23 protein-coding genes, 1 tRNA gene and 1 pseudogene are annotated in these 24564 nt (G+C 70.2%); 15 read left to right on the top strand and 10 right to left on the bottom strand.

What is annotated here, in order from left to right; translation table 11 throughout:
• Complete coding sequence (locus AB0B28_RS04830; protein ID WP_360116550.1) at positions 1–753, bottom strand: TetR/AcrR family transcriptional regulator C-terminal domain-containing protein; 753 nt, start codon at positions 751–753, stop codon at positions 1–3.
• An 82-nt stretch (positions 754–835) separates the two neighbouring features.
• Here AB0B28_RS04830 and AB0B28_RS04825 point away from each other — a divergent pair.
• Positions 836–1207: pseudogene (locus tag AB0B28_RS04825) on the top strand (VOC family protein); the annotation flags it as partial.
• A gap of 327 nt (positions 1208–1534) precedes the next feature.
• Here AB0B28_RS04825 and AB0B28_RS04820 read toward each other — a convergent pair.
• On the bottom strand, positions 1535–2782 hold the full coding sequence (locus AB0B28_RS04820) for a glycoside hydrolase family 27 protein (protein ID WP_360116547.1): 1248 nt from the start codon (positions 2780–2782) through the stop codon (positions 1535–1537).
• A gap of 216 nt (positions 2783–2998) precedes the next feature.
• On the opposite strand from AB0B28_RS04820, the gene AB0B28_RS04815 reads away from it, so the two are divergent.
• Positions 2999–3072: transfer RNA gene (locus AB0B28_RS04815), tRNA-Phe, on the top strand.
• A gap of 44 nt (positions 3073–3116) precedes the next feature.
• On the opposite strand, the gene AB0B28_RS04810 is transcribed toward AB0B28_RS04815, so the two are convergent.
• Positions 3117–3650 (bottom strand): M15 family metallopeptidase, encoded by a 534-nt coding sequence (locus AB0B28_RS04810; RefSeq protein ID WP_360116544.1) that lies wholly within the window; start codon positions 3648–3650, stop codon positions 3117–3119.
• A gap of 87 nt (positions 3651–3737) precedes the next feature.
• On the opposite strand from AB0B28_RS04810, the gene AB0B28_RS04805 reads away from it, so the two are divergent.
• Both AB0B28_RS04805 and AB0B28_RS04800 read left to right on the top strand, forming a co-directional pair.
• Positions 3738–4412 carry a response regulator transcription factor gene (locus AB0B28_RS04805; protein WP_360116541.1) on the top strand — a complete coding sequence of 225 codons (675 nt, stop codon included), beginning with the start codon at positions 3738–3740 and terminating at the stop codon, positions 4410–4412.
• On the top strand, positions 4405–5526 hold the full coding sequence (locus AB0B28_RS04800; RefSeq protein WP_360116538.1) for a HAMP domain-containing sensor histidine kinase: 1122 nt from the start codon (positions 4405–4407) through the stop codon (positions 5524–5526). The genes AB0B28_RS04805 and AB0B28_RS04800 overlap by 8 nt, the downstream gene beginning before the upstream one ends.
• Here the strand turns inward: AB0B28_RS04800 and vanX are convergent.
• Genes vanX through AB0B28_RS04785 form a run of 3 tightly spaced genes read right to left on the bottom strand, consistent with a single transcriptional unit; the run spans position 5523 to position 8117 of the window.
• Entirely contained in the window at positions 5523–6125 is a 603-nt protein-coding gene (vanX, locus tag AB0B28_RS04795) for a D-Ala-D-Ala dipeptidase VanX (RefSeq protein WP_360116535.1), read from the bottom strand. The two genes, AB0B28_RS04800 and vanX, sit on opposite strands and share 4 nt — an antisense overlap.
• Positions 6122–7162 (bottom strand): D-alanine--(R)-lactate ligase, encoded by a 1041-nt coding sequence (gene vanA / locus AB0B28_RS04790; protein WP_360116532.1) that lies wholly within the window; start codon positions 7160–7162, stop codon positions 6122–6124. The genes vanX and vanA overlap by 4 nt, the downstream gene beginning before the upstream one ends.
• Entirely contained in the window at positions 7155–8117 is a 963-nt protein-coding gene (locus AB0B28_RS04785) for a D-isomer specific 2-hydroxyacid dehydrogenase family protein (RefSeq protein WP_360116529.1), read from the bottom strand. The genes vanA and AB0B28_RS04785 overlap by 8 nt, the downstream gene beginning before the upstream one ends.
• 118 nt (positions 8118–8235) lie before the next feature.
• On the opposite strand from AB0B28_RS04785, the gene murF reads away from it, so the two are divergent.
• Both murF and AB0B28_RS04775 read left to right on the top strand, forming a co-directional pair.
• Positions 8236–9576, top strand: coding sequence for a UDP-N-acetylmuramoyl-tripeptide--D-alanyl-D-alanine ligase (gene murF / locus AB0B28_RS04780; RefSeq protein WP_360116526.1), 1341 nt, complete (start codon positions 8236–8238; stop codon positions 9574–9576).
• Between the two features lie 110 nt (positions 9577–9686).
• Positions 9687–10094, top strand: a complete 408-nt coding sequence (locus AB0B28_RS04775) for a hypothetical protein (RefSeq protein ID WP_360116523.1) — start codon at positions 9687–9689, stop codon at positions 10092–10094.
• A gap of 13 nt (positions 10095–10107) precedes the next feature.
• Here the strand turns inward: AB0B28_RS04775 and AB0B28_RS04770 are convergent, their stop codons facing one another.
• Genes AB0B28_RS04770 through AB0B28_RS04755 form a run of 4 tightly spaced genes read right to left on the bottom strand, consistent with a single transcriptional unit; the run spans position 10108 to position 12970 of the window.
• A complete protein-coding gene (locus tag AB0B28_RS04770) occupies positions 10108–11100 on the bottom strand; it encodes a MerR family transcriptional regulator (RefSeq protein ID WP_360116520.1) in 993 nt (330 codons plus the stop codon).
• A complete protein-coding gene (locus AB0B28_RS04765) occupies positions 11100–11735 on the bottom strand; it encodes a HEAT repeat domain-containing protein (protein WP_360116517.1) in 636 nt (211 codons plus the stop codon). The genes AB0B28_RS04770 and AB0B28_RS04765 overlap by 1 nt, the downstream gene beginning before the upstream one ends.
• Positions 11736–11782: 47 nt before the next feature.
• Positions 11783–12334, bottom strand: coding sequence for a DinB family protein (locus AB0B28_RS04760; protein ID WP_360116514.1), 552 nt, complete (start codon positions 12332–12334; stop codon positions 11783–11785).
• 54 nt (positions 12335–12388) lie between these two features.
• Positions 12389–12970: a DUF1707 domain-containing protein gene (locus tag AB0B28_RS04755; RefSeq protein ID WP_360116511.1), complete on the bottom strand. Its 582-nt coding sequence runs from the start codon at positions 12968–12970 to the stop codon at positions 12389–12391.
• A gap of 157 nt (positions 12971–13127) precedes the next feature.
• On the opposite strand from AB0B28_RS04755, the gene AB0B28_RS04750 reads away from it, so the two are divergent.
• The 9 genes from AB0B28_RS04750 (at position 13128) to AB0B28_RS04710 (ending at position 24564) form a co-directional block, all read left to right on the top strand.
• Positions 13128–14162 (top strand): LacI family DNA-binding transcriptional regulator, encoded by a 1035-nt coding sequence (locus AB0B28_RS04750; RefSeq protein ID WP_360116508.1) that lies wholly within the window; start codon positions 13128–13130, stop codon positions 14160–14162.
• Positions 14163–14382: 220 nt separating this feature from the next.
• Positions 14383–15285, top strand: a complete 903-nt coding sequence (locus AB0B28_RS04745) for an ROK family protein (RefSeq protein ID WP_360116505.1) — start codon at positions 14383–14385, stop codon at positions 15283–15285.
• Positions 15272–17089: a class I mannose-6-phosphate isomerase gene (locus AB0B28_RS04740; protein WP_360116502.1), complete on the top strand. Its 1818-nt coding sequence runs from the start codon at positions 15272–15274 to the stop codon at positions 17087–17089. The genes AB0B28_RS04745 and AB0B28_RS04740 overlap by 14 nt, the downstream gene beginning before the upstream one ends.
• Positions 17090–17131: 42 nt before the next feature.
• On the top strand, positions 17132–18394 hold the full coding sequence (locus AB0B28_RS04735) for an extracellular solute-binding protein (RefSeq protein ID WP_360116499.1): 1263 nt from the start codon (positions 17132–17134) through the stop codon (positions 18392–18394).
• A gap of 6 nt (positions 18395–18400) precedes the next feature.
• Entirely contained in the window at positions 18401–19309 is a 909-nt protein-coding gene (locus AB0B28_RS04730) for a sugar ABC transporter permease (protein ID WP_360116496.1), read from the top strand.
• Between the two features lies 1 nt (position 19310).
• On the top strand, positions 19311–20123 hold the full coding sequence (locus AB0B28_RS04725; protein ID WP_360116493.1) for a carbohydrate ABC transporter permease: 813 nt from the start codon (positions 19311–19313) through the stop codon (positions 20121–20123).
• Between the two features lie 8 nt (positions 20124–20131).
• Entirely contained in the window at positions 20132–22252 is a 2121-nt protein-coding gene (locus AB0B28_RS04720; RefSeq protein ID WP_360116490.1) for a hypothetical protein, read from the top strand.
• Positions 22249–23403 carry an SGNH/GDSL hydrolase family protein gene (locus AB0B28_RS04715; RefSeq protein WP_360116487.1) on the top strand — a complete coding sequence of 385 codons (1155 nt, stop codon included), beginning with the start codon at positions 22249–22251 and terminating at the stop codon, positions 23401–23403. The genes AB0B28_RS04720 and AB0B28_RS04715 overlap by 4 nt, the downstream gene beginning before the upstream one ends.
• A 54-nt stretch (positions 23404–23457) precedes the next feature.
• Positions 23458–24564 (top strand): DUF4185 domain-containing protein, encoded by a 1107-nt coding sequence (locus AB0B28_RS04710; RefSeq protein WP_360116484.1) that lies wholly within the window; start codon positions 23458–23460, stop codon positions 24562–24564.

The following is a 24564-nucleotide window of genomic DNA, read 5'->3' as shown; positions in this document are numbered from 1 at the left end:
TCAGGCCTCCTCGACCAGCGCGGCCAAGCCGTCCAGCGTGCGCTCCAGACCGAACCCGAACGCCTGCTCGGGGTCGTACGCACTCGCGTGCGCCTCACCCGCCGCCTCCCCGACCCGCACCGCGGTCGGATACCGATCCACGTCGAGCACCTTCGCCAGCAGCGGCCCGTTGACCTCCCACCACTCGCCGTCGCTCATCGCGCTGGCGGCGCGCTCGGCCTCGGACTGGGCGGCGTCCTGCGCGGCGGTGCGCACGAAGCCGAGGAGGTAGGCGAGGGCGTCGTCGGTGTCGACGTCGCTGAGGCCGAGCCCTTCGAAGGCGCGCAGCTCGCGCTCGTACTTGCCGATCTGCCCAGGCCCGAGCGGCGGCCTGCTCGGCGAGGCCGCGGCGGCCCAGGGGTGGGCGCGGTAGAGGGCGTAGTTGTCGCGGGCGAGGGCGGCGAGGCGCTCGCGCCAGGGCAGGCCTTCGGTCGCGGTGTGCTCCATGCTCCCGAAGAGCGCGTCGAGCATGAGGGCCACGAGCTCGGCCTTGCCGGGCACGTAGGTGTAGAGGGTCATGGGCGCCTTGCCGAGGCTCTGGGCGAGGCGGCGCACGGTGAGCGCCTCCAACCCTTCGGCGTCGGCGAGCTCGATCGCGGCGGCGACGACCTCGTCCACGGTCAGCCCCTTGCGGGGCCCGCGGGCGTTCTCGGGGGCGGCCCTCCAGAGGAGTTCGAGCAGGTTCGGCTTCGGCGTATCAGTGGCGGCACTCACGGGAGACATCGTAGCGCAAAAGGTTGTACGCCGTACGATGTACATTGTACAATATACAACGTACGAAGAAAAGGAGCTGTTCATGCACATCACCTCGTCCGCCGTATCGCTCAACGTCGCCGACCCCGCCGCCTCGGCCGAGTTCCTCAAGCGCCACTACGGCTTCACCGAGGACATGGCCGCCGACGGCTTCGTCTCCCTCTCGCGCCCGGATGCCGGCTTCAACGTCATCTACCTGCGCACGGGCCTGGAGACCTTCAAACCCGACAGCGCCAAGGGCCACGCCGACGGCCTGCTCTTGGCTTTCGTCGTCGACGACATCGACGCCGAATACGCCCGCGTCCAAGCCGAAGGAGTCACGATCACCACCCCGATCGAAACCGAGGAATGGGGCGAGCGCTACTTCCAGACCGCCGACCCCAACGGCGTGGTGATCCAACTCGTCCAGTGGATCACCACCGAGTTATCCACAGGCCACGGGAAGTTATCCACAGGCGAAAACTTTCTTCTTGAGTGTCTTGACTTCTTGTGTAAAGCTTGCCCCAGTTTTGGTGTAGGTGAGGCGGTTGGAAGAGGGACCGCGCGCGGACCGCCGTAAGACTCGGACGCGGGGTTGGCTCCCGCGTCCGGGCACCTGCACCAGACGCCGCGGAGGCAGCGGCCGCCGGACCAGCCAAGTCCGGCGGCCGCAGCCACAATCACGAAAGGCGAACCGAAGCCGCCGAGTTCGAGCCCGGCATCGGCGTCGGAATCCCACCAGGCCCGGGCTTTTCGGCTTTCGTCACGACAGGCGGAACAGGGCCGACGCGTGGGGGGCCAGCTTCACTCGGAGTTCTTCTCCCGGTTCGATGTCTTCCCGGGCCCAGCAGTCTCGGATTCCGGCGGGGCGGGTCGTACCGAGGGTTTCCCAGGGGAGGCGGATCTCGGCCATGTCCGGGCCCCGGTTGAAGACCGCCGCGAAGGCGCCGTCCTCGGAGGCCCAGGCCAAGTGCTTGCCCTCCCGCCAGACCTCGCGGGCGCCCGCTTCGTGGCATTGGGCCGCGAGGACCTCGGGGTTCGTCAGCAGTTCGATCGTTTCAGCGCTGGAGCCGGGGAGGTCGGCGCCGACCATGAGCGGGGAGCGGGCGATGCACCACAGGGTCAGCATCGTCCGCTGCTCGTCGGGAGTCAGGAGGGTCTCGCGGGGTTCGCCGACCTCGGCTCGGATGCCCATGCGGCCCAAGGGGAGCATGTCGGCGTCGGGCCAGTGGCCGGGGCCGCTGTGGGGCGACCAGTCGCGGAGCAGGTCGAACTGGGCGAACACGTCGCGCCAGCGGTCCCACAGGTCGGCCGAGATGCGCCACAGGTGCGCGTGGGCCCGCAAATGCTCGGCGTGGGCGGTGGAGAGGTTCATGCCCGGGGACAGGCTCAGCACCATGTCGCGCCCCGAGCGGGCGATCGCGTGCGAGAACGCCTCGATCTCGTCCTCCCAGTAGGGCGCGGTCATGTCGTCGGCCTTGACGTAGTCCACGCCCCAGGCCGCGAACTGGGCGGCCAGCGCGTCGTAGTAGGCCTGGCCGCCGGGGTGGGAGTGGTCGATGCCCCAGTTGTCGTCGACCCAGGAGGCGATGCGCTCGCGGTCGGGGATCTGCGCGGCCGAGTACTCGCTGCCCTTGATGGGGGTGTCGGCGGCGACGGCGCGGCGGGGGACGCCGCGGAGGATGTGGACGCCGAACTTGAGGCCGAGGGAGTGGACGTAGGCCGCGAGGGGCGCGAAGCCCGCGCCGCCGGCCGCGGAGGGGAAGCGGTTCGGGGCCGGCTGGGGGAGGCCGTATTCGTCGAGGACCAGGTCGGCGCCGGAGTTGTAGCCGCCGGGGCGGGCGGCCGGGTCGTACCACTGGATGTCGACGACGATGTATTCCCACCCGAGGCCGGCCATGTGCTCGGCGATGAACGCCGCGTTCGCGCGGGTTTCGGCCTCGGTCACCGAGGTCCCGTAGACGTCCCAGGAATTCCAGCCCATCGGGGGCGTTGCAGCGAGTCGGGTCACAGAAACCTCCTCGGGGGTCGAGTGTCCTGTACGCTACCCGCGCCTGCCGACGGGGGCGACCTCCCCTGCGGGAGCGGTTGCGTCCCTTGGGGTCGGTTCGGTTCCGGGTGCCGCGCGGGCCGCAGCGGCGGGCGTCACGTTCGCCGCAATACCGCATCGAGGTGGGGGCCGGTGGTGCTGTACAGTGTTGACGGCGATGCAGGCAGCTGCGTCCCCGGCCAGGTAGCTCAGTTGGTACGAGCGATCGCCTGAAAAGCGATAGGTCGCCGGTTCGACCCCGGCCCTGGCCACCGGAAAGAAACCCACCTTCGCGAGAAGGTGGGTTTTTCTCGTTCTAGGCGGGGCGGTTCGACGCGGGGTCTATCGGGGCTCCGTGGCGGGGGTCGTGGGAGGGGTCGGGGTACATCGGCGGGGGGCCGTGGGTGATCGCTTCGGGGCGCAGTTCGTAGTGCCAGGGTTCGTTGGCGTAGATCTGGCAGAGGCCGTAGGCGGCGCCGTGACGGGCGAGCCAGGTGCGGGCTTCGGCGGGGCCGAGGTCGATGGCCTGGCCCTGGACGTGGGCGGAGGTGTCGGGCGTGGAGACCCAGCGGGCGGCCTCGGCGGCCGAGCCGTGGTGGGCGATGCCTTCGCGGAGGAGTTCGGCCTGGTAGGCCGGTGAGCGCCAGCCGCCGTTGACGCGGAAGGCGACGCCTTCGGCCGCGGCGTCGGCTGCGGCTTTGCGCAGGGCCGCGAGGAGGCCCGGGTCGAGGTTGGCGACGGCCGGGACCTCGTCGAAGACGGTGGTCCCCTCGGGGACGGCGCCGTGGGCCTCGCCGAGCGCGCGGCGGGCGGGCGGGAGCGTGGAGTGGCGGGTCGCGTTGTGTGACATGGGTTCAGTGAAGGCGGCGGGGCGTTATGGCCGCGTATCCGCTTTTCGATACACGGGCGATACGTTCACTCTCGTAGCATCGGTCGCATGCGTGTGCTGATCGTGGAGGACGAGCCGTTCATGGCCGAGGCGGTGCGCGACGGGCTGCGGCTGGAGGCGATCGCGGCCGACATCGCGGGGGACGGCCACCGGGCGCTGGAGCTGTTGAGCGTGAACTCGTACGACATCGCGGTGCTCGACCGCGACATCCCCGGGCCTTCGGGCGACGAGATCGCCCAGCACATCGTGGCCTCGGGTTCGGGCATGCCGATCCTGATCCTGACGGCCGCCGATCGCTTGGACGACAAGGCGTCCGGGTTCGAGCTGGGGGCCGACGACTACTTGACGAAGCCGTTCGCGATGCGGGAGTTGGTGCTGCGGTTGCGGGCGCTGGATCGCAGGCGGGCGCACAGCCGGCCGCCGGTGCGCGAGATCGGGGAGTTGCGGTTGGATCCGTTCCGCCGGGAGGTGTTCCGCGGGGGCCGGTATGTGGCGTTGACGCGCAAGCAGTTCGCGGTCCTGGAGGTGCTCGTGGCCGCGGACGGCGGGGTGGTGAGTGCGGAGGCGCTGCTGGAGCAGGCGTGGGACGCGAACGCCGACCCGTTCACCAATGCCGTGCGGATCACGGTGTCCGCGTTGCGAAAGCGCTTGGGCGAGCCGTGGGTGATCGCCACGGTCCCGGGGGTCGGCTACCGCATCGACACCGAGGGCACGCATGGCTAGGCCGCCGGGGTTGAGCGTGCGCCTCAAGCTCACGCTCAGCTACGCGGGGTTCCTCATGGTCGCGGGTGTGCTGCTGCTGGGGGCGGTGTGGCGGTTCCTGCTGCACTACATCCCCGAGGAGGGCGCGAACGCGATCGCGGGCCGGTGCCCGGAGTCCTTCGACGACTCCTGCGGGTGGCAGTTCATGCCCGGCCGCGACGACCTGGTGCGCGCGTTCGGGCCCAAAGCGGCGATCCTCTTGGCGTTCCTGCTGCTGTTCGGGCTGGTCGGGGGCTGGTTTCTGGCCGGGCGGATGCTCGCGCCGCTCAACCGGATCACCGCCGCGACGCGCCTGGCCGCGGGCGGGTCGCTCACGCACCGGGTCCGCTTGCGCGGCAAGCAGGACGAGTTCCGCGAGCTCGCCGACGCGTTCGACGCGATGCTCGCGAGACTGGAGGCCCACGTGGCCGAGCAGCGGCGGTTCGCCGCGAACGCGTCGCATGAGCTGCGTACTCCGTTGGCGATCACGCAGGCGATGCTCGACGTGGCCCGGAACGACCCGAGGTACGGTCGCGACCAGCTGGTGGAGCGCCTGTACGCGGTGAACGCCCGGGCCGTGGAGTTGACCGAGGCGCTGCTGCTGCTCAGCCGGGCCGACGGGGGCTCGTTCACGCGCGAGACCGTGGACCTCTCGCTGCTGGCCGAGGAGGCCGCCGAGACGCTGGTCCCGCTCGCCGAGGAGCGCGGGGTCGCGGTGGAGACCTCCGGGACGATGGCCGCCGCGGCCGGATCGCGGGCATTGTTGTTGCAGCTCATCACGAACCTGGTGCACAACGCGATCGTCCACAATCTCCCTTCGCGGGGCGTGGTGCGGGTCGCGACGTGGTATCACAACGGGCTGGTGGCGCTCGCGGTGGAGAACACCGGGCCGCGCGTGGATCCCGATCAGGTCGCGACCTTGTTGGAGCCGTTCAAACGCGGGGCCGAGCGCACGCGTTCGCTGCACGGCGGGCAGGGCCTGGGGCTCGCGATCGTCCACAGTATCGTCCGTGCCCACGACGGGGTGCTCACGTTGACGCCGTTGACGACCGGGGGCCTGCGGGTCACGGTGCAGCTGCGCGCCGCCGTGCCCTAGACCGGGAAGTCGAAGTACGTGTCCGGGTACGGCTCGTCCGCGAGCGTGTAGTGCCACCATTCGCGTTCGTACGCCACGAAACCGCATGATTCCATGATGGACCTCAGCAGCTCCCGGTTGCGGGCCGCGAGCGGCTCGATCCCTTCGGCCCCGTGGTGGGAGACGGCGTCCATGAGGTCGTGGTCGCCGCCCATCGGGAGCGGTCCGCCCCCGCCGTCGCAGAGCGTCAAGTCTACTGTGGAGCCTCGGCTGTGTCCGGAGCGGGCGATCACGTAGCCCTTGTCGAACATCTCCGAGCGCTCCAGGTTCGGGTAGTGCCGGGCCTTCATGCGGCCGTCCTCGGGCAGGCGCGACCAGGCCAGGAAAGCGTCGACCGCGCGCTGCGGCCGGTACCCGTCCCACACCAGCAGGCCCAGCCCGAGCGACTCGGCCTTCCCTTGGGCCTTCTCCAGGGCCGCGCACAGTGCCTTCGTGCCCGCCACGCGGGCGGTGACGTAGCCGTCGACCGGGCCGCCGGTGAAATTGTCCGCACTCGCGTACTTCGCGTCCCAGCGCAGGCCCGGGACCAGCTCGTCCACGAAGGCGAAGTCGTCGTTCATCGGCGCTTTCCCGTCATTGCCAGCGATACCGCCATGTCGATCACGTCGGCCAGGGCGTACCCGGCCGCCGCCATCATCCTCGGGTAACGACTGTACGAGGTCAGGCCCGGGAGCGTGTTGATCTCGTTGAGGATCACCTCGCCGGTCTCGGTCAGGAACAGGTCGACGCGGGCCAGGCCCCGGCAGCCCATCGCCCGGTACACGGCCTTCGCGGTCTCCTTGACCAGTTCGCGGTCCGCCTCGGGGATGTCGGCGGGGACGATCGCGACCGAGTTGTCGGAGCCGGTCTCAGGCTCGGCCTCCTGATGGATGCGGAAGAACCCGTGGGAGAGGGCGATCCGGTCGACCTCGCCGGTGAGCAGGTCGTCCTCGTTGCCGATGATCGCGCACCCGATCTCGCGGGCCTGGACGGCGGCCTCGACGAGGACCTTCCCGTCGTACTGGCGCGCCTCGGCCACCGCCGCCACGAGTTCCTCCTCATTGGACACTTTGGTGACGCCGAACGAGGAGCCCGAACGCGCCGGCTTCACGAACACCGGGTAGGAGAACCGGTCGGCTTCCACCGGCTCACCGTCCATGAAGGTCCAGAAGTCCGGGGTCGCGATTCCCGCGCTTCGCGCCACCAGGTACGCCAGGGACTTGTCCATGCACAGCGCCGAACTGGGAATGTCGCAGCCCGCGTAGGGGATCCCGGAGAGTTCGAGCAGGCCCTGGATCGCGCCGTCCTCGCCGAGCTTGCCGTGCAGCACCGGCAGGACCACGTCGAGGCGGATCGTCTCCAAGCGGCCCCCGTCCGGCACCAGCAGGCCGTGCACCTCGGCGTCGGGCGAGAGCACGACCGGGCGCGAGCCGCGCTCGGCCCAGTCGGCGTGCGGGCCGTCGCACAGCCGCCACGCCCCGGACTCGGTGATCCCGATCCAATACGGCTCGTACTTGTCCAGGTCGAGGCTGAACGCGACCTCGCGCGCCGACTTGACGGACACGGGGTGCTCCTCGGAGCGCCCGCCGAAGAGGATGCCGATGCTCGTCTTACCCATGCTGGGTCCTTCCTTCGAATGCCAGGCAGTTGGCGAGGGAGTTCGCCACGGTGTCGCTCAAGGCGTGGTCGGTGTAATAGGCGGTGTGCGGGCTGATGATCACGTTCGGCAACTGCTGCAACCGAAGCAGCGGCTTGCCTTCGATCGGGTCGGCGCGGCGGTCGGCGTAGAAGACCCCCTCCTCGCCTTCGAGGACGTCCAGGGCCGCCCCGCCCAGGCGACCGCTCTCCAGGGCCGGGACCAGCGCCTCGGTGTTGATCAAAGCGCCGCGCCCGGTGTTGACGACATACGCGCCCGGCTTCATCTGGTCGATCCGGTGCCGGTCGAGCAGGTGGTGCGTGCCCGCGTTGAGCGGCGTGTGGAGCGAGACGATGTCGCTGCGGCGCAGCAGCGCCTCCAGGGGCACGTACTCGACTGCGGCCCGCTCGCTGCGGTCATAGGCCAAGACCTCGGACCCGAAGCCCCGCAACCGGCCTGCGACCGCCGCGCCGATCCGCCCGGTCCCGACCACCCCGACGGTCAGGTCGCGCAGCTCCCGGCCGCGCACCTCGTGCAGCCGGTAGTCGTGCGACTCGGATCGCAGGACCGTCGACTTCGCGTGCCGCACCGCCATGAGCATGAGCATGAGCGTGTAGTCGGCCACCGAGTCCGGGGAATAGTCCACATTGCCCACCGTGACGCCGATGCTCGCGGCGTAGGCGACGTTGATGTGGTTGCACCCCACGCTCCGAGTCGACACGTACGCCACGCCCGCCGCCTTCAAGGCCCGCAGCACCGCGTTCGAGACCCGCGTCTTGTGGCCGATGCTCACGCACCGGTTCCCTTGGGCCAGTGAAGCGTTCGCCTCGGACACGGGTTCGGCCACGATGGTCGGCCGCACCCCCAGCGGCGGCGCGAGCTCGCCGAACAGCGCGGCCTCGTCCTCACCGCACCCGAAGATCGTTATTCCGTGCATCGTGCCAGTGAAGACCGGGGCGTGTTGCCGGAGCGTATGCGTTTTTCCATACGCTCCGGCAACATCGCCCGGCCTTGGCTGACCCCATGGACTGCAACCACACCGCCGCAGGCGCGTCATGATCCCGCTCAGCATCTCCGACATCGCCGCCATCGTGGACGGCACGGCCAAAGGCGACGACGTGACCGTGACCGCCCCCGCCGTCCTCGACGGCCGCCAGGCCGAACCCGGCGGGCTCTTCGTGGCCTTCCCCGGCGAGCAGGTCGACGGCCACGACTTCGCGGAACAGGCCGGAGCCTCCGGAGCGGTCGCCGTGCTCGGCTCGCGGCCCACCGCACTGCCCACGGTCGTCGCCCGCGACGCCGAGGCCGCGTTGCAGGCGCTCGCCGCGCACGTCCTCGACCTGATCCGCGACGACGTGCGCGTCGTGGGCGTGACCGGCTCGCAAGGCAAGACCGGCACCAAGGACCTCATCGCGGCCGTGCTCGCCAGTGCGGCCCCCACGGTCGCGACCGCCGGGTCGCGGAACAACGAACTGGGCGTGCCGATCACGATGCTGCGCGCCGACGCGACCACGCGGTTCCTGGCCTTGGAGATGGGCGCCCGGCGGGTGGGCGACATCGCGGCGCTGGCGCGTCTGGCCGCCCCAGATGTGGGCGTGGTGCTCAATGTGGGGCAGGCGCATATGAGCTATTTCGGGACGCGGGAGGCTATCGCGGCCGCGAAAGGCGAACTGGTGCAAGGACTCGCGCCGGGCGGGACGGCGGTGCTCAACGCCGACGACCCGCGGGTGGCGGCGATGCGGGACCTCACCGACGGGCCGGTGCTGACCTACGGGTTGGACGAGAGCGCCGATGTGCGGGTGGTCAACGTGACCTTGGACCGGTTGAGCCGGCCCAGTTTCACACTGCGGACCGCCGACGCCGAGATCCGGCTGTCGCTGCCGCATGTGGGGGCCCATCTCGCGGGAAACGCGGCGGCCGCCGCGGCGGTGGGCCTGGCCGTCGGGGTGCCGCTCGAAGTGGCCGCGAGGGCGCTGTCGCGGGCGTCGTTGTCGAAGTGGCGCATGGAGCTTCGCGATCTGGCGTGCGGGGCGACGCTGGTGGACGATTCGTACAACGCCAATCCGGATTCGGGCCGGGCGGCGTTGGATTCGTTGGCGGCCATCGCAGGTGAGCGTCGCATCGCGGTGCTCGGGGAGATGGCCGAGCTCGGTGACGATGCGGCCCAGGAGCATCGGGTGATGGGCGCGTATGCGGCCCGGCGGGCGGACGTGGTGGTCGCGGTCGGTGCTGGGGCGCGTCCGATCGCCGAGGGCGCGGGGGCGAAGGCCGTGGTCGTGGATTCGAACGCGGCGGCGGCGCAGTGGCTCGGCGAGCGGCTTCGCGGCGGGGACGTGGTGCTGGTGAAGGGTTCGCGCGAGGCGGGACTGGACGCGATCGCTTCGGCGCTGGAGTGATTCGTGACCGTTTGGGCGCCTTGGGGTCCGGTGGGAAGGGTGGGTCGGGTCTGTACGGATGAGGTGTGCGGGGCCGTTCAGTCAGGAGGGAACGGGCGTAGAACTGGAGGATGCACAGTCCTGAGCCTTCCCGCCTGAACCCGGCCGACCTGCCGCTGCTGCGCGAACTCGTCGCGACGTTCGACCAGGCGGGACCGTTCACGTTGGCGCAGTCGGGTTTCGCCGTGGCCGAGGACTGGTCGGGCCAGGAGTTCGCGTTCGCGGTGAAGCGCCTCGCCGACGCCGGGCACGTCGAGGTGCGCTACCGCGCGGGCGGCTTCGTCCACTCGGTCGAGGGGATCGCAGCCGAAGCGCGCCAAGCGATCTCGGACGCGGGAACCGCGGAGTCGCTCGACGCACTGGACGAGCGCCTGCACGCCTTGTTCGAAGAGGCCGCCCACGCGTTGGAAGCCGAACCGGACCACCCGAAGGCCGCGCACTGGCGGGCACTGTTCGAGGCCGACGAGCGGACCAGCTGAAAGGCCCTGCTGCTCAACGGTTCTCGATGATCGCCGCCAGCGCTTGTGCTGTTCGGGCTATCGTTTCGTTTTCGTCGTCCTTGAAGTGTTCGAGCACGTCGAGTGCGATGTCCGGTGGCATTTCGGCCGCCGCCTGCACCAGTCTTGACCGCACTTCGATGTCTACTGTGGTGTTCATTGCCGCGATCAGTGCTGCTCGGATTCGTTCGCCGCTTTTTTCGTCCTGTGCGATCTGGGCGAGGCGTTCTGCCGCGTCGACATCATTGGTGCCTTCGGTGACCATGCGCATCAGCATCGGCACCGCTTCGGTCTTTCCCCTCGCCCCCAAGGCGAGTGCCGTGTGCCTGCGGACCGCATCGTCTGCGTCGTCCAGTGCTGCGGTGAGCAGGTCGGTCGATGCCTCGTCGTCGATCTTGGCCAAGGCGAGCACCGCGCTGCGGCGCACCTTTGCGTCCTTTGAGGCCAACGCCGGTGCGAGCTTCGCCGCTCCCTGGCCGGATCTGGCCAGGGCCCAGCGCAGGGCTCCGGCGACGTTGAGATCGGATTCGGTCAGGGCCGCTTCGGCCAAGGTGTCGGCCGGGAGTTCGGCCTCGGGGGCGAGGATCGCCTGCTGTCTTCTTGCGGCGCTTGGGGAGGCGAGGCCGTGGAGGAGTTCGGTGATGCGCAGGACCGCTTCCCACCCGGTCGGGGCCGAGGCGTCGACCGCGCGGAGGCGTTTGAGCAGTTCCTTCTCGCGCCGTAGGCGTTCCTCGGCGTCGGCGATGAGGTCGGCGATGAGCGTCGCGGGGGCGAATGCGGGGTCGTCGAGCGCTTCGCCGACTTGGCGGAGCGAGAGCCCGAGGGTGCGCAGGCTCTCGACGTGGAAGATCCGCTGGATGTCGGCGTCGGTGTACTCGCGGTAGCCGGTGGAGGTGCGGCCGGTCGGGCGCACCAGGCCCAGGCTGTCGTAGTGCCTGAGCATTCTGGTGCTGACCCCCGACCGACGCGCGACCTCCCCGATACGCATCAGGCCGCTGCTCCGCCGAGCGCCCACACGCGTTTCGCGTCGGCGATCGCCGAGGTGAAGTCCGCGTCCGGGTCCTCGATGATCAGCAGTGTCGCCGCGGCGTGCGGGGCGGTCTCAGGGTTGTCCTTCGCCGCTTCGAGTACCGGGACGGCGGCCGCGTCGAGGGCCGCGAGGGCCCGGCTGAGGCTGCGCTGGGTCTCCATGTCGCCCTTCCCGAGCTGCGTGGCGAGCTCTGCCGCGAGTGCGGTCTCCTGGTCTTCGGGGACGAGCGCGACGGCCGCGCGCCAGGCGGCGCGGGCGACTTCGCGGTCCTCGTCGCGCAGGAGTTCGACGGTGATCGCGGGCCACGCGCTGGCCTCGCCGATCTTGGAGAGGGTGTGCAGGGCCTGGCTGCGGGCCTGCGGCCGGGGCGACCGCAGTTCGGGCAGCAGTGCGGGGACCGTGATCTCCTTCGGCAGCCGGGTGAGCGCCCAGGTGAGCATGTCCCTGACGTAGAAGTCCGGTTCGGTCGCGCACCGCTCGATGAGCGAGTCGATCGCGTCGGGGTCGGGGTCGGTGCCGACGGCGAGCGCGGCCTTGAGCCGCACCGATGCGTCGCGGGCGTGCAGGGCGCCGATGGCGTGCGCCTGGGTCATGGGGACCACCTCCGACACCCAGTCAAGACCTTGACACAGTGTCAATGTCAAGTCTTGGTCGACGCCGGGGTTTCGCCGAAGTTCTGGCGGTAGAGGTCCCTGATGACGCCGATCTCGGCGCCGTGGTGCGCGGTCTCGTCGAGCGCGTGCAGGCCGAGCTTGAGGTAGGTCTCGGCCCCGAAGTGGCCGCCGAGGTCGCCCATCGGGCGCATCAGGCCCGCGTCGCCGAGCCCGGTGAACCGGGTCCGCAGCCGCGCCCAGTCGGCGGTGAGCGCCTGGACTCCGGCGTCGGGCGTGCCCGGCCAGGCGAGCGGGTCGGGGTCGGGCGCTTCGCCCTCGAAGAACCGCAGGTAGCCGCGCAGGCAGTCGGCCCCGATGTGCCACATGCGCCACGCGATCGTGGTGAACGGGGCCGGATCGGGGTCGTCGGGGCCCAGCGGGTCGGCGCGGAATGCGCCCGCGACCGGGCGCACCGTCATGCACCCCTCGACCGGCTCCCACAGGTACTCCTCGACCCCGAGCCCGGCCGAGCGGGCCACCAGGCGGTCCACCACCTCGTCGAACGTCCGGACCAGGTCTTCGGTGATCGGATCGGTCATGCGGCCTCCCATCGCTCAGCGGCCTCGATCATCGCATCCGGCACCGACAATCGCTTACCAGCGCCACCACAGGAAGCGCCGCTCGTAGCGGATCACGGCGCGGGCGAACACGGTGCGGCCGGTCAAGTGGAGGGTCGGGCCGCCTCCGTTGCCGGTGCTGATCTTGACGCCGCCGCCGTTGAGGCGCACGCCCTCGTCCACCGCGGTCGCGTTCCTCGGGAGGATCACGAGCAGCGGCGCGTATTCGAGTTCCAAGTGGAGGTCGACGTCGTCGGTGGTGAAGCGGGCGTGGCGGAAGTCGAGGCGGACCCGGCCGTATTTGGGTTTCACCTCGATCCGCGAGGGCACCGTCCACACGCCTTTGCGTTCGGCTTTGGTGTACGTCGGGTCCAGCACCAGTTCGTCGGCGACGGGTCCCTTGGGGCGCTTGGGGATCGCGACGGCGCGGTCGTCGTCGGGGAGGTCGGCGAGGAGCCGTTCGACATCGGCGTACGTCTTCGCCTCGTACGCCTCGCGCGAGCGTTCCTCGAACTCGTGGAGGCCGAGCCGGCCCTGCTCGGTCGCGGCGTGGAGGCGGGCGATCACGGCTTCGCGCTCGGCGTTGGAGATGCGGATGTTCGGATCTGGCGTGGACATGGCGAAAGACTCTCTCTTCGTTCCCGAACCGTAAGTCCAACACACCGCCCCTTCTGGGCCCGAACCGGTTCTCGGCCGAGGGGGTACCGTGCTCCCGGCGGGCCACCGGTCGCTCACGGTTCGCATAGGATTGGCGCACGACGCACAGGAGGCGGGCATGTCGACATCCCGGGGGGCGCGGCAGCCGACGGTCAAGGAGGTCGCGAGCCTCGCGGGCGTGAGCCCCATGACCGTGTCGCGCACGCTCGCGGGCGGCACCAACGTGCGCCCCGACGTGCAAGAACGCGTCATGGCCGCCGTCCGCGAACTGGGCTACTACCGCAACGAGAACGCCCGGAGCCTGCGCCCGGGCCAGCCCAGCGGCCTCATCGGCGTCGCGATCACCAACCTCGCCAACCCCTACTACGGCCAGTTCGCGCTCGGCGTCGAAGAGGTCGCCGCCGAACACGGCCGCAGGATCCTCCTGGGCAACACCGGTGAGGACGACGCGAGGGAGCGCCAGCTCGTCTCGGACTTCATCGGCCGCCAGGTCGACGGCCTGATCCTGGTCCCCACCTCGGGCGACGCCGCGCACCTGCGGCCCGAGCGGCTCGGCGAGGTCCCGCTGGTGCTCGCCTCGCGGCGCGTCCCCGGCCTCGACGCCGACACCGTGCTCCTCGACGACGTGGGCGGCTCCCACCGCGGCACCGTCTCGCTCCTGGACGCCGGGCACACCCGGATCGGTTTCCTCGGCAACCGCAGCTCGGTGTTCACCGGCGAGCGGCGCTACCGCGGCTACGAGCGGGCCATGACCGAACGCGGCCTCGACGTCGACCCGGTGATCGTGGCCCGCGACCAGCAGGACGTGGCCGCCGCGAGCGTCGCGGCCCGCGCCATGCTCGACCTGGCCGACCCGCCGACGGCGATCTTCAGCGCCAACAACCGCAACACGATCGGTGCGCTCCGCGAGATCGGGCGGCGCATCCGGGATGGCGCGCCCGGGCCGCGCCCGGCGATCGTCAGCTTCGACGACTTCGAACTCTCCGAGCTCATGCCCGTCCCGGTCACCGTGATCGACCACGACGCCCGCCACCTCGGACGCGAGGCCGCCTCGCTCTTGTTCTCGCGGATGGACGACGCCGAGGCCGCGGGCGGGCCGCGCACGGTCGAACTGCCCGTCTCCATCGAGTACCCCTGGAAAACAGGCCGCTGAACGGCCCAGCCGCTGCCGCCCTCGCCGAACCTCCGCCCGCCTCGCACCGCCGCCGTCTCGGTCGCTGCGTATCGCGGCCCTCGCCGAATGCTCCACCCGCCGTACCGTTCGCGCCGCTGACCTGCGGACTTGTCGCGGCGGGAGCCGAGTTGCTACGCTCGCCACTTGTTGGTAACGTTACCAATCCCAAGATCATCTCGACCCGGACAGGAGGCGCGCGATGGAGCTCGGCATCGACTTCGGCGGCTCCGAGATCAAACTCGGCGTCCTCGACCAGGGCGAACCCCTGCGCACCGCCGCCGTCCCCGCCGCCGCGGGCCTCGCGGGCGCCGCTGCCGCCGCCGCCGAACTCATCGGCGCAGACGAACCCACCGCCGCGGGCATCGCCGTCCCCGGCGTGGTCGACCGCGAGGTCGGGACCCTCGTCAAAGCCCACGACAAGCACCCCGCCCTCACCGGCCTCGACCTCGTCGCCTGGGCCCGCGCGACCTTCGACCTGCCCGCCGTGATCGAGAACGACGCCCGCGCCGCACTCGTCGGCGAGACCGCCGCCGGATCGGCCGCCGGAGCCAAGGACGCCGTCCTCATGACCCTCGGCACCGGCATCGGCACCGCCGCGATCATCGACGGCGTGCTCCTGCGCGGCGCGCACGACCACGCGGGCATCCTCGGCGGCCACCTCACCGTCGACCTCGAAGGGCCGCTGTGCAACTGCGGCAACATCGGCTGCGCCGAATCCATCGCCGGAGCCTGGGCCCTGCGCCGCGACCTCGCCGCCCGCGGCGACGCCGTCACCGACGTCAAGGACATGCTCGCCGCCGCCGCGAACGGCGACACCGCCGCCGCGGCCCTCCGCGACCGCGCCGTCCGCGCCTGGGGCGCGAGTGCCGTCGCCCTCTGCCACGCCTACGACCCCGACGTCGTGATCCTCTCCGGCGGCATCCTCCGCGCCGGCCCCGCCGTCGCCGAACCCATCGAGGCCCACGTCAAAGCCCACCTGTGGACCAGCTCCCACCGCCCCGCGTTCGTCATCCCCGACCGACCCGACCTCTCGGTCCTGCGCGGACTCTCCGCGCTCGCCGCCGACCACCGTTCACAAAGGAGCGCACGTGTCCACCGCTAGTCCGTCCACCGAACCGATCGGACGCTACGAGAAGCAGCCCACCGTGCCGCTTCCCGCCGGCGCCCGCGTGCTCACCGGCGCCAGCGCCTGGACCAGCGCCGCCGCCCAGGCCCAGGACCGCGCGCAGGGCACCGCCCCGCTCCTGGTCGTCGACGCCTACCCCGGCGCGGACCTCCCGCTCATCGCCAAGGCGGTCGCCGACGCGCTGCCGGACTGGCGCGTCCTCGACGTCGAGTCGGCCGCCGCCAAGACCGTCGGCGAGATCGAAGCGCTCATCGCCGACAACCTCACCGACGACCGCGTGTTCGGGGTCCTCTCCCACGCGAACGTGGACGCCTTCTACGACGCGGGCCGCCTCGACGCTCTGGCGGCCGACCTCGCCGCCGACGAGCGGCCCACCGTGCTCCTCGGCTGGGGCGCCGACCTCGCCGCGCGCCGCACCGAGGGCCCGTACACGCTGGTCCTGGCCGACATGGCCCGCTGGGAGATCCAGCTGCGCCAGCGCCAGGGGGCCACCAACTGGCGCGCCGAGAACCCCGACGAGGACCGGCTGCGCAAGTACAAGCGGGGGTTCTTCGTCGAGTGGCGCATGGCCGACCGGCACAAGCGGGCCTTCTTCGACCGGGTCGACTTCGTGCTGGACGCCAACGCGATCGGCGCGGCCGGGGCTTCCCGCGAGGCCGGGATGATCACCGGGGACGCGTTCCGGGCCGGGCTCGAAGCCGCCGCGAAGGCCCCGCTGCGCGTCGTCCCGTTCTTCGACCCCGGGGTGTGGGGCGGCCAGTGGATGAAGGAGAAGCTGGACCTGCCGCCCGAGCAGCCGAACTACGCGTGGTGCTTCGACTGCGTGCCCGAGGAGAACTCGCTGCTGTTCGAGGACGCGGACGGCGCGGTCGTCGAGGTCCCGTCCCTGGACCTGGTGCTCTCCGAGCCCAAGAACCTGCTCGGCGAGCGCACCTATTCCAGGTTCGGCGCGGAGTTCCCGATCCGGTTCGACTTCCTCGACACGATGGAAGGCGGGAACCTGTCGCTCCAGGTGCACCCGCTCACCGACTACATCCAGCAGACCTTCGGGATGCACTACACCCAGGACGAGTCGTACTACCTGCTCGACGCTGGCGACGACGCTGTGGTCTACCTGGGGTTCAAGGACGACCTCGACTCCGAGGCGATGATGGCCGACCTCCGCGCCGCGGCCGAGGGCGGCCCGGCGTTCGAGGCCGAGAAGTACGTGAACGCCTTCCCCGCCAAGAAGCACGACCACTTCCTCATCCCGGCCGGGACCGTGCACTCCTCGGGCGCGAACTCGATGGTCCTGGAGATCTCGGCGACCCCGTTCATCTTCACGTTCAAGCTGTGGGACTGGGGCCGTGTGGGCCTGGACGGCATCCCCCGGCCCGTCCACCTCGACCACGGCGAGCGGAACCTGGTCTGGGAGCGCGACACCGCCTGGACCGAGGCGAACCTGGTCGGCCAGGTCGAGGAGCTCTCCAGGGACGGCGAGGACGTCGAGGAGCGCACCGGCCTGCACGAACTGGAGTTCATCGAGGTGCGCCGCAACTGGTTCACCCGCGAGGTCGCGCACGACACCGAGGGCACCGTGAACGTGCTCAACCTGGTCGAGGGCGACGAAGTCGAGATCGTGAGCCCCACGGGCGCGTTCGCGCCGTACACCGTCCACTACGCCGAGACGTTCATCGTCCCGGCCGCGGTGGGCCCCTATCTGATCCGCCGCACCGAGCGCTCGCAGAGCGAACGGTTCGGCACCGTGAAGGCCTCGGTGCGCGGCACGCGCACGACCTGACATATACGACAATCCAACCCCTTGAGAACAAAGGAGTTCGCAATGAGAACACGGAAGATCGCCGCCACTGTGGCGGCCGCCGCCTCGGCGGTGCTGCTGCTCGCCTCGTGCGGCGGCGGCGCGAAGGACGACGGCGCGACGAGCGGCACGCTCGACTTCTACACGAACAAGGCCGCGTGGGAGCCCGACTTCGACGAGCTGAACGCCTCCAGCTCCTCGGCCGTGGACATCGACTTGAACACCACCGGCTACTCCGACGCCGCGCAGTACGACGCGTTCATCCGCCAGTCGTTCCGCACCCAGAAGAGCCCGGGCCTGTTCACGTGGCAGACCGGTCCCTCCCTCAAGGAACTCGTGGACGAGGGCCTGATCGCCGAGACCACCGACATCTGGGACCAGGCCGTCGACGAGGGCTGGATCGCCGAGGACATGCGCGAGGCGTACACCTTCGACGGCAAGCAGTACTGCGTTCCCATGAACGTCGCCTACTGGGTGATGTACTACAACAAGAGCATCTTCTCGGCCCAGGGCATCGAGGAGCCCACGACCTGGGAGGAGCTGGACGCGGCGGCGGCGAAGCTGAAGAGCGCGGGGATCACCCCGTACTACCAGACCAGCACCCTGTTCACGTTCCCGTGGTTCCAGCAGCTCGTGGCCGGCACCGACCCCGAGCTGTACAACGGGCTGGCGACCGGTGAGGTCTCCTACACCGACCCGCGGATCGTCGAGATCATGCAGATCTGGGCCGACCAGCAGGAGGCCGGTTGGTTCTCCGACGCGGGCAGCACCGTCGACCCGGCCGTGGGCCTCAAGCAGGGCGACTACGCGATGATCAACTTCGGGTCGTTCTTCAACGGCTCGCTGGACGGGGCCGGGATGGTCTCGGGCGAGGACTACGACATGTTCGTGATCCCCGCGGTCAACCCCGACCTGGAGAAGACTCCGGTCGCGGTCGAGTCCGGCCCGCTGTGCGTGGCCGAGAACTCCTCGCAGAAGACGCTGGGCCTGGAGTACTCCAAGTGGTGGATGACCCCCGACGCGCAGACCTCCTGGAGCGAGGCCCGCGGCGACGTGGCGTTCAACCCGCAGGCCACCGTGGCCGACCCGATGCTCGAAGAGCTCGGCACCACGGTCTCGGGCGAGGACTACGAGCGCTACGACCGCTACTACGAGGCCACGCCCACGCCGATCCTGACCGTCGCGCTGGAGCAGTTCGGCGCGTTCAACGCCAACCCGGGCGACCCGCTCCCGTTCCTGGAGGCGATCCAGGCCGAGGCGGACAAGTACTGGGCAGACCAGGGGTAAGACGAGATGACGTCCGAGAAGACCCTCACGGCGCGGGCCCGCAAGGCCGACAAGGACCCGTACGCCAAGTCGGCGCTGGGGTTCATCGCGCCCGGCGTGATCGCGGTGGCGGTGCTGCTCTACCTGCCGCTGCTGTGGACGACGTTCCTCAGCTTCACCGAGTACAACGGCCTGGGCGACCCCGCGTGGATCGGCCTGGCCAACTACGCGGAGATGTTCGACGACCCCGAGTTCCTCGGGTCGGTGCTCAACACGCTGCTGTGGGTCCTCGGCACGCTCCTCGTCCCCGTCGGGATCGGCCTGGGCATCGCCCTGCTGACCTGGCGGCTCCCCGGCGGCGTGTGGCTGCGCCTGCCGTTCCTCATCCCGTACGCCCTCTCAGGGATCGGGGTGGGCGTGATCTGGTCGTTCATCCTCGGCGGTGACGGCGCGCTCGACCAGGCCCTCGCGGCCTTCGGCGTGGCCGACACCCCGAGGTGGCTCGTCGACGCCCCGCTCAACACGGTCGTGATGATCCTCGCGACCGCGTGGCAGGGCGTCGGCGTCAACGCCCTGCTGTTCACGATCGGCCTCCAGTCGATCCCGCGCGAACCGCTCGAAGCGGCCCGCATGGACGGCGCGAACGGCCTGCGGCTGTTCCGGTCGATCCTGTGGCCGATGCTGCGCCCGCTGACGGCGGTCGTGGTCGGCCTCTCGATCGTGGCCTCCCTCAAGACCTTCGACATCGTCCAGGGCATGACCAAGGGCGGTCCGGGCCGGGAGTCGGAGACGCTCGCCCTGACGATGTACAAGGAGACCTTCGTGAACTCCGACTACGGCCTGGGCTCGGCGATCGCCGTGTTCCTCACGATCGTGACGCTCGCGGCCTCCATCCTGTACCTGCGCCAGCAGCTCTCAGCCAAGCACGGGGTCTGACATGTCTCGCATCATCCGCACCACCGTCCTGGTCGTCCTCGGCCTGTTCTGGCTGCTCCCGGTCTACCTGCTGGTCATCAACGCCGCGAAGGACCCGGCCACGTTCACGACCAAGGACTCGTGGGTCCCCACCGACTTCTCCCTGTTCGGGAACTTCGCCGAGGCCATGAGCCTCTCGGGCCTCTCCGACAGCCTCGCGTCCACGCTCCTGTACGCGATCGTCTCCCCCGCGATCGCGGTCGTGGTCGGCGCGTGCGCCGGGTTCGCGATCGTGGCGCTGCGCCTCAAGCACGGCTTCGCGTGGTTCGTGGCGATCTTCGGCGGGACCGTGTTCCCGCTCCAGATGATCCTGCTGCCGCTGTTCGACGCCTACTCGCGCACCGGCCTGTTCGACACCCGCACGGGCATGATCGCCGTCTACACCGCCATCTCGATTCCGTTCTCGGCGTTCGTGATGCGCAACTTCTTCTCCGGGATCGCGCACTCGGTGTTCGAGGCCGCGGTGATCGACGGCGCCACCACGTGGCGGATCTTCCGCCGCGTGTACCTGCCGATGGCCTCCAGCGCCCTGGTCGCGATCTTCATCCTCCAGGCCACGTTCATCTGGAACGACTTCCTGCTGGGCCTGGTCCTGAGCCAGTCCGACACGGTGCGGCCCATCGTGACCACCCTCGCGGGGATGCAGAGCACCTACGGCGGCGCCCAAATGTCCACAGTGCTCGCCGGTGGCCTGCTCGTGTCGCTGCCCACGGTGGTGCTGTTCCTGTTCACGCAGAAGTTCTTCGCCCGCGGCCTCGCGCTCGGGCAATATTAGGAGTCCCCATGCGAACCGTCCCAACGGTCGACGACCTCGCGGCCGACGCCGTCACGCACCACTACGACGACATGATCGCGCCCAGCGGCCTGACGAACTTCCTCGGCACCGCCCGGGTCGACCACGACCTGACCGCGATCAGCGCCGTGACGTTCCCGCCGGTGTCCCAGGGCCTCACCCAGACCGCGGTGTGCTTCGTGGACGGACGCATCGTGGAGTCCTACGGCGCGCCCATCACCCACGAGTGGCGACCCGACCGGGTCCGCCGCAAAGCGACCCTCCCCGGGCTCGACCTCGTCACCGACACCGTATGCGCCCCAGGGCAGACGGCCGTGGCGATCGAGGTGAGCGTCACCAACACCGGGGAGTCCCCCCGGACGGTGCCGGTGGCGCTCACCCTCACCGCCGGGGCCGCCCGCTCCACCGAGGCCTGGCTGGACGCGGTCGCCCCCTCCGAAGGCAACACCGTCGAAGCCGGCCAGGCCCGCCTCGTGTTCGCCAACCGGTCCCAGACCGCCTGGTGCGTCCAGGGAGTCGACCGCGAGGCCGACGTGCGGCTCTCGGGGATCGCGCCCGCCACCGGCGCGCACGAAGTCGGCATCGGCGGCGCTGAACGCGGCGGGGAGATCGGCGTGACCCTCGACCTGGCCCCCGGCCAGAGTGCCCGCTTCGGCTACGTCCACGCCGTCGGCGCCACCCGCGAGGCCGCCACCGCGGCCTTCGAAGCGATCGCCGCCGACGTCCCCGGGACCGTCCGGGCCGCCGAGAACTTCTGGGACGCGCAGCTGGACGCCGCGTTCACCCCCGGCAACGAGGAGTTCTCCGGGCATCTGCCCACATTGGAGACCAGCTCCGAGCCGCTGCGTCGCCTCTACTGGTGGGGCGTGCTCGGCACGATCTGGTTCCGCCGCGAGTTCGAAGGCAACGTCCTGGGCCGCAGCTACGACACGCTCATGCCGAACTACTGGGCCACCACCACGTTCATCTGGGACTACAGCCTCTCCTCGATCACCCACGCGCTCCTGGACCCCGAGGTCATGGAACGCCAACTGCGCCACTGGATCGACTCCGACATCCACACCCACTTCGGGACCTCCTCGCTCACCGGCGGGCCCGTGGGCCGCTGGTACTCGGTCAACGACTACGCGATGACCCGACTCGTCCACGACTACGTGCGCTTCACCGGCGACAAGGGCCTGCTCGACACCGAATCGGGCGGGCGGCCCGTCCACGAGCACGTGCGGGAATGGGCCCGCGCCTGGCACGCGCTGCGCGGCTCCTCGCCGCTGGCCGACTACGGCGAGATCGACAACCTCCTCGAATGCGTCTCCTCCTACACGCACGAGGTCGCCAGCCTCAACGCCGCCAACGTGTGGAACCTGCGCACCGCGGCCGAACTCCTCGCCGCGCGCGGCGACGAGGACGAGGCCGCGAAGCTCCGCGCCGAAGCCGACGACCTGGTCGGCGAAGTGGTCGACCTCTACGAGACCGGCACCGGCCATTTCGCCGCGCGCCAACCGGACGGCACCCGCGTCCCGGTCCGCCACGTCTACGACTTCTCGGTCGTGGGCACCACGATTCCGGCCGACCTCGACGACAAGACCCGCGCCGAGATGGTCGACTTCTACCGCGACGAACTCCAGACCGAGACCTGGCTGCGCTCACTGTCCCCTTGGGACCCCGACGCGAGCTTCTCGGTCCGCCCCGACCACCAGTGGAACGGCGCGTACCCGGCCTGGCCCGCCGACGCGGCCCGCGCCCTGGTCGCCCTCGGCGCACCGCAGGTCGCCCTCGACTGGCTCCCCGGCCTGGCCCGCTCGGCCAACCAGGGCCCGCCCGGACAGGCGCACTTCACCGAAGAGGCCATGCCCACCGTCGCGGGCGGCGCCCGCAAGGCCCCGCCGCAGCTGCCGTACATCATCGACTGGGCCTGCTCCTCGGCCGGAGCGTATGTGGCCCTGGTGATCGAGTCGTTCTTCGGGGTCGACCCCAAGACCGGCTCGACCGACCTCGACACCGCGAAGGCCTGCATCGCGGCCCTCGACCCCGACGCGGTCCTCAAGGGACTGCGCATCGGCGATCGAGTGGTCGACGTCCACGCCGACGGCACCGTGGTGGACTCCCAATGACATTGCAGCGCATCGACATCGAACGTGCCATGATCCGTGGCGCGGTCGAGGTCGAGCAGTCCGTGCGGGGCCTGGTCCCGCACCGGCTCACCGAACGTGCCCGGCGGCAGATCCCGCCGGGCACGTTCATGACCCAGGTCAGCGCCGAGAGCACCGGCGTGCGCCTCGCGCTGCGCACCGCCGCCGACGTGATCGAACTCGACGTCCAGGCCCAGCGCCTGGCCGCCGACGCGTCGGAACCCATGCCCGACAGCGTCTACGAGCTCACCGAAGGCCCCGACCTCGCCGCCTCGGCCGCCGTCCCGGTCGGCTCCCGGTACGTGTTCACCTTCGAGGAACCCAGCGGCGAAGTGGTCCCGGGACCGGACGCCACGGTCCGCTTCACCGGGCTCGCCACTGGGGCCGAACGCGACCTCGAACTCTGGCTCCCCTACTACGACCACGTCGAACTCCTCGAACTTCGCGCCGACGCCTCCGTGGCCGCGCTCCCCGAGACCGGCGCGCTCCGGTGGGTCCACCACGGCAGCTCCATCAGCCACGGCTACCGGGCCGACACCACCACCGGCACCTGGCCCGTCGTGGCCGCGCGGCGATCCGGTGTGCGATTGACGAACCTCTCCTTCTCCGGCAACGCGGTCCTCGACCAGTTCACCGCCAGGACCATCCGCGACACCCCCGCCGACCTCATCAGCCTCAAGATCGGCGTCAACATCGTGTGCGGCGACCTCATGCGCATGAGGGTGTTCGAACCCGCGGTCGAAGGCTTCATCGACACGATCCGCGACGGGCACCCCGCCACCCCGATCGTGCTGCTCTCCCCGATCCACTGCCCCCCAGTAGAAACCTCGACCGGTCCGACCATTCAGGACCCGTCCAAGGACTACGAGTGGAGCGTCAGCGCCGGAAGCGAAGACGAGGTCGCCGCCGGGAAGCTCTCACTCCAGACCGTCCGCGCCGCAATCGAATCCATCGTGGAGCGACGCCGCTCCGAAGGCGACCAGAACCTCCACTACCGGAGCGGCCTGGACCTCTACAGCGCCGAGGACGCCCGGGCGATGCCGCTGCCCGACAACCTGCACCCCGGCCCCGACGCACAGCGTCTCATCGGCGAGCACTTCGCCGACCGAGTCCTCACCGCGTTCAACCCCTGAACCGGCGAGACCCAGGGGCGGCCCCCCGCCCCGGAACCTGCAAAGGAGCAGATCATGACGCCACGACCGCTCACACTCTCCGCAGCCGCCCTCACCGGGCTCGCGGTGGCCGCCCTACCCCTGGCCGCCGCGCACGCAGCCGACGCATCGCGTTGCGCCCCTTCCGTACACGCCGAAGTCAACACCGAACTCACCGAGCGCTTCGGCACCTACGGCGACACCGCCGGGCGCTGGACCGGCGCCGACTCCGCGTACAGCGTCGACCTCCCCGACGGGTCGGTCGCCTGGCTGTACTCCGACACCTTCATGGGCGAGGTCGACGAGAACCACGGCCGCCCCATCGAGTCGCCGTTCCTGCACAACTCGATCATCGTCGACGACGGCGGCGACCTCACCACGATCACCGGCGGCACCGAGGCCGAGCCTGAGTCCCTGGTCAAGGTCGCCGGGGCCGACGAGACCCAGCGCTGGTACTGGTTCGGCGACGGCACCGTCGAAGGCGATGTGCTGCAAGTGATGCTGCTCGAATTCGTCAAGACCGGCTCGGGCGTGTTCGACTTCGAGTTCACCGGCAACGCCGTCGCCACATTCGACACCGACGACATGAGCCTGACCGGCGTCACCGAACTGCCCGAATCCGAGGTCAACTGGGGCTCGGCGATCTACGAGGACCCGGCCGACGGCTACACGTACGTGTTCGGCGTCGAGGACAACCAGGCCGACAAGTACGCCCACCTCGCCCGCGTCCCTTCGGGTTCGCTCACCACCGGCGAGTGGGAGTACTTCGCCGACGGCTCGTGGGACGCAGGGCCCGACGGGTCGGCCCGCATCCTTGAAGGGGTCTCCAACGAGTTCAGCGTGACCCGCTACCAGGGCAAGTTCACGCTCGTCACCGGTGACGCGACCGAAGCGCTCAGCGCCAAGATCGTGGCCTACCGCGCCGACGACCTGACCGGCCCGTACACCGGCAAGATCGAGCTGTACACGACCCCCGAGACCGGCGGCAACGTGTTCACCTACAACGCCAAGGCCCACCCGAACCTCGGCGACGACGGCCGACTCCTGGTGACCTACAACGTGAACAGCTTCGTCCCCGACGACCTCTACGAAGAGGTCGACAACTACCGCCCGCGCTACGTGGACGTGTACGTCACCTTCTAA

The sequence above is a fragment of the Glycomyces sp. NPDC046736 genome, assembly GCF_040645615.1.
GTDB lineage: Bacteria > Actinomycetota > Actinomycetes > Mycobacteriales > Micromonosporaceae > Glycomyces.
Note: the sequence above shows the minus strand (reverse complement) of the source record. Positions and strands in the feature narration are given on the sequence as shown.

Excerpts from the sequence above, each read along its gene's own strand:
- AB0B28_RS04720 (WP_360116490.1), top strand. The coding sequence starts at position 20,132 with ATGCGAACCGTCCCAACGGTCGACGACCTCGCGGCCGACGCCGTCACG.
- AB0B28_RS04725 (WP_360116493.1), top strand. The coding sequence starts at position 19,311 with ATGTCTCGCATCATCCGCACCACCGTCCTGGTCGTCCTCGGCCTGTTC.
- AB0B28_RS04785 (WP_360116529.1), bottom strand. The coding sequence starts at position 8,117 with ATGCACGGAATAACGATCTTCGGGTGCGGTGAGGACGAGGCCGCGCTG.
- AB0B28_RS04730 (WP_360116496.1), top strand. The coding sequence starts at position 18,401 with ATGACGTCCGAGAAGACCCTCACGGCGCGGGCCCGCAAGGCCGACAAG.
- vanA (WP_360116532.1), bottom strand. The coding sequence starts at position 7,162 with ATGGGTAAGACGAGCATCGGCATCCTCTTCGGCGGGCGCTCCGAGGAG.
- AB0B28_RS04735 (WP_360116499.1), top strand. The coding sequence starts at position 17,132 with ATGAGAACACGGAAGATCGCCGCCACTGTGGCGGCCGCCGCCTCGGCG.
- vanX (WP_360116535.1), bottom strand. The coding sequence starts at position 6,125 with ATGAACGACGACTTCGCCTTCGTGGACGAGCTGGTCCCGGGCCTGCGC.
- AB0B28_RS04755 (WP_360116511.1), bottom strand. The coding sequence starts at position 12,970 with ATGTCCACGCCAGATCCGAACATCCGCATCTCCAACGCCGAGCGCGAA.
- AB0B28_RS04765 (WP_360116517.1), bottom strand. The coding sequence starts at position 11,735 with ATGACCCAGGCGCACGCCATCGGCGCCCTGCACGCCCGCGACGCATCG.
- AB0B28_RS04745 (WP_360116505.1), top strand. The coding sequence starts at position 14,383 with ATGGAGCTCGGCATCGACTTCGGCGGCTCCGAGATCAAACTCGGCGTC.
- AB0B28_RS04775 (WP_360116523.1), top strand. The coding sequence starts at position 9,687 with ATGCACAGTCCTGAGCCTTCCCGCCTGAACCCGGCCGACCTGCCGCTG.
- AB0B28_RS04710 (WP_360116484.1), top strand. The coding sequence starts at position 23,458 with ATGACGCCACGACCGCTCACACTCTCCGCAGCCGCCCTCACCGGGCTC.
- AB0B28_RS04750 (WP_360116508.1), top strand. The coding sequence starts at position 13,128 with ATGTCGACATCCCGGGGGGCGCGGCAGCCGACGGTCAAGGAGGTCGCG.
- murF (WP_360116526.1), top strand. The coding sequence starts at position 8,236 with ATGATCCCGCTCAGCATCTCCGACATCGCCGCCATCGTGGACGGCACG.
- AB0B28_RS04810 (WP_360116544.1), bottom strand. The coding sequence starts at position 3,650 with ATGTCACACAACGCGACCCGCCACTCCACGCTCCCGCCCGCCCGCCGC.
- AB0B28_RS04715 (WP_360116487.1), top strand. The coding sequence starts at position 22,249 with ATGACATTGCAGCGCATCGACATCGAACGTGCCATGATCCGTGGCGCG.
- AB0B28_RS04805 (WP_360116541.1), top strand. The coding sequence starts at position 3,738 with ATGCGTGTGCTGATCGTGGAGGACGAGCCGTTCATGGCCGAGGCGGTG.
- AB0B28_RS04770 (WP_360116520.1), bottom strand. The coding sequence starts at position 11,100 with ATGCGTATCGGGGAGGTCGCGCGTCGGTCGGGGGTCAGCACCAGAATG.
- AB0B28_RS04800 (WP_360116538.1), top strand. The coding sequence starts at position 4,405 with ATGGCTAGGCCGCCGGGGTTGAGCGTGCGCCTCAAGCTCACGCTCAGC.
- AB0B28_RS04760 (WP_360116514.1), bottom strand. The coding sequence starts at position 12,334 with ATGACCGATCCGATCACCGAAGACCTGGTCCGGACGTTCGACGAGGTG.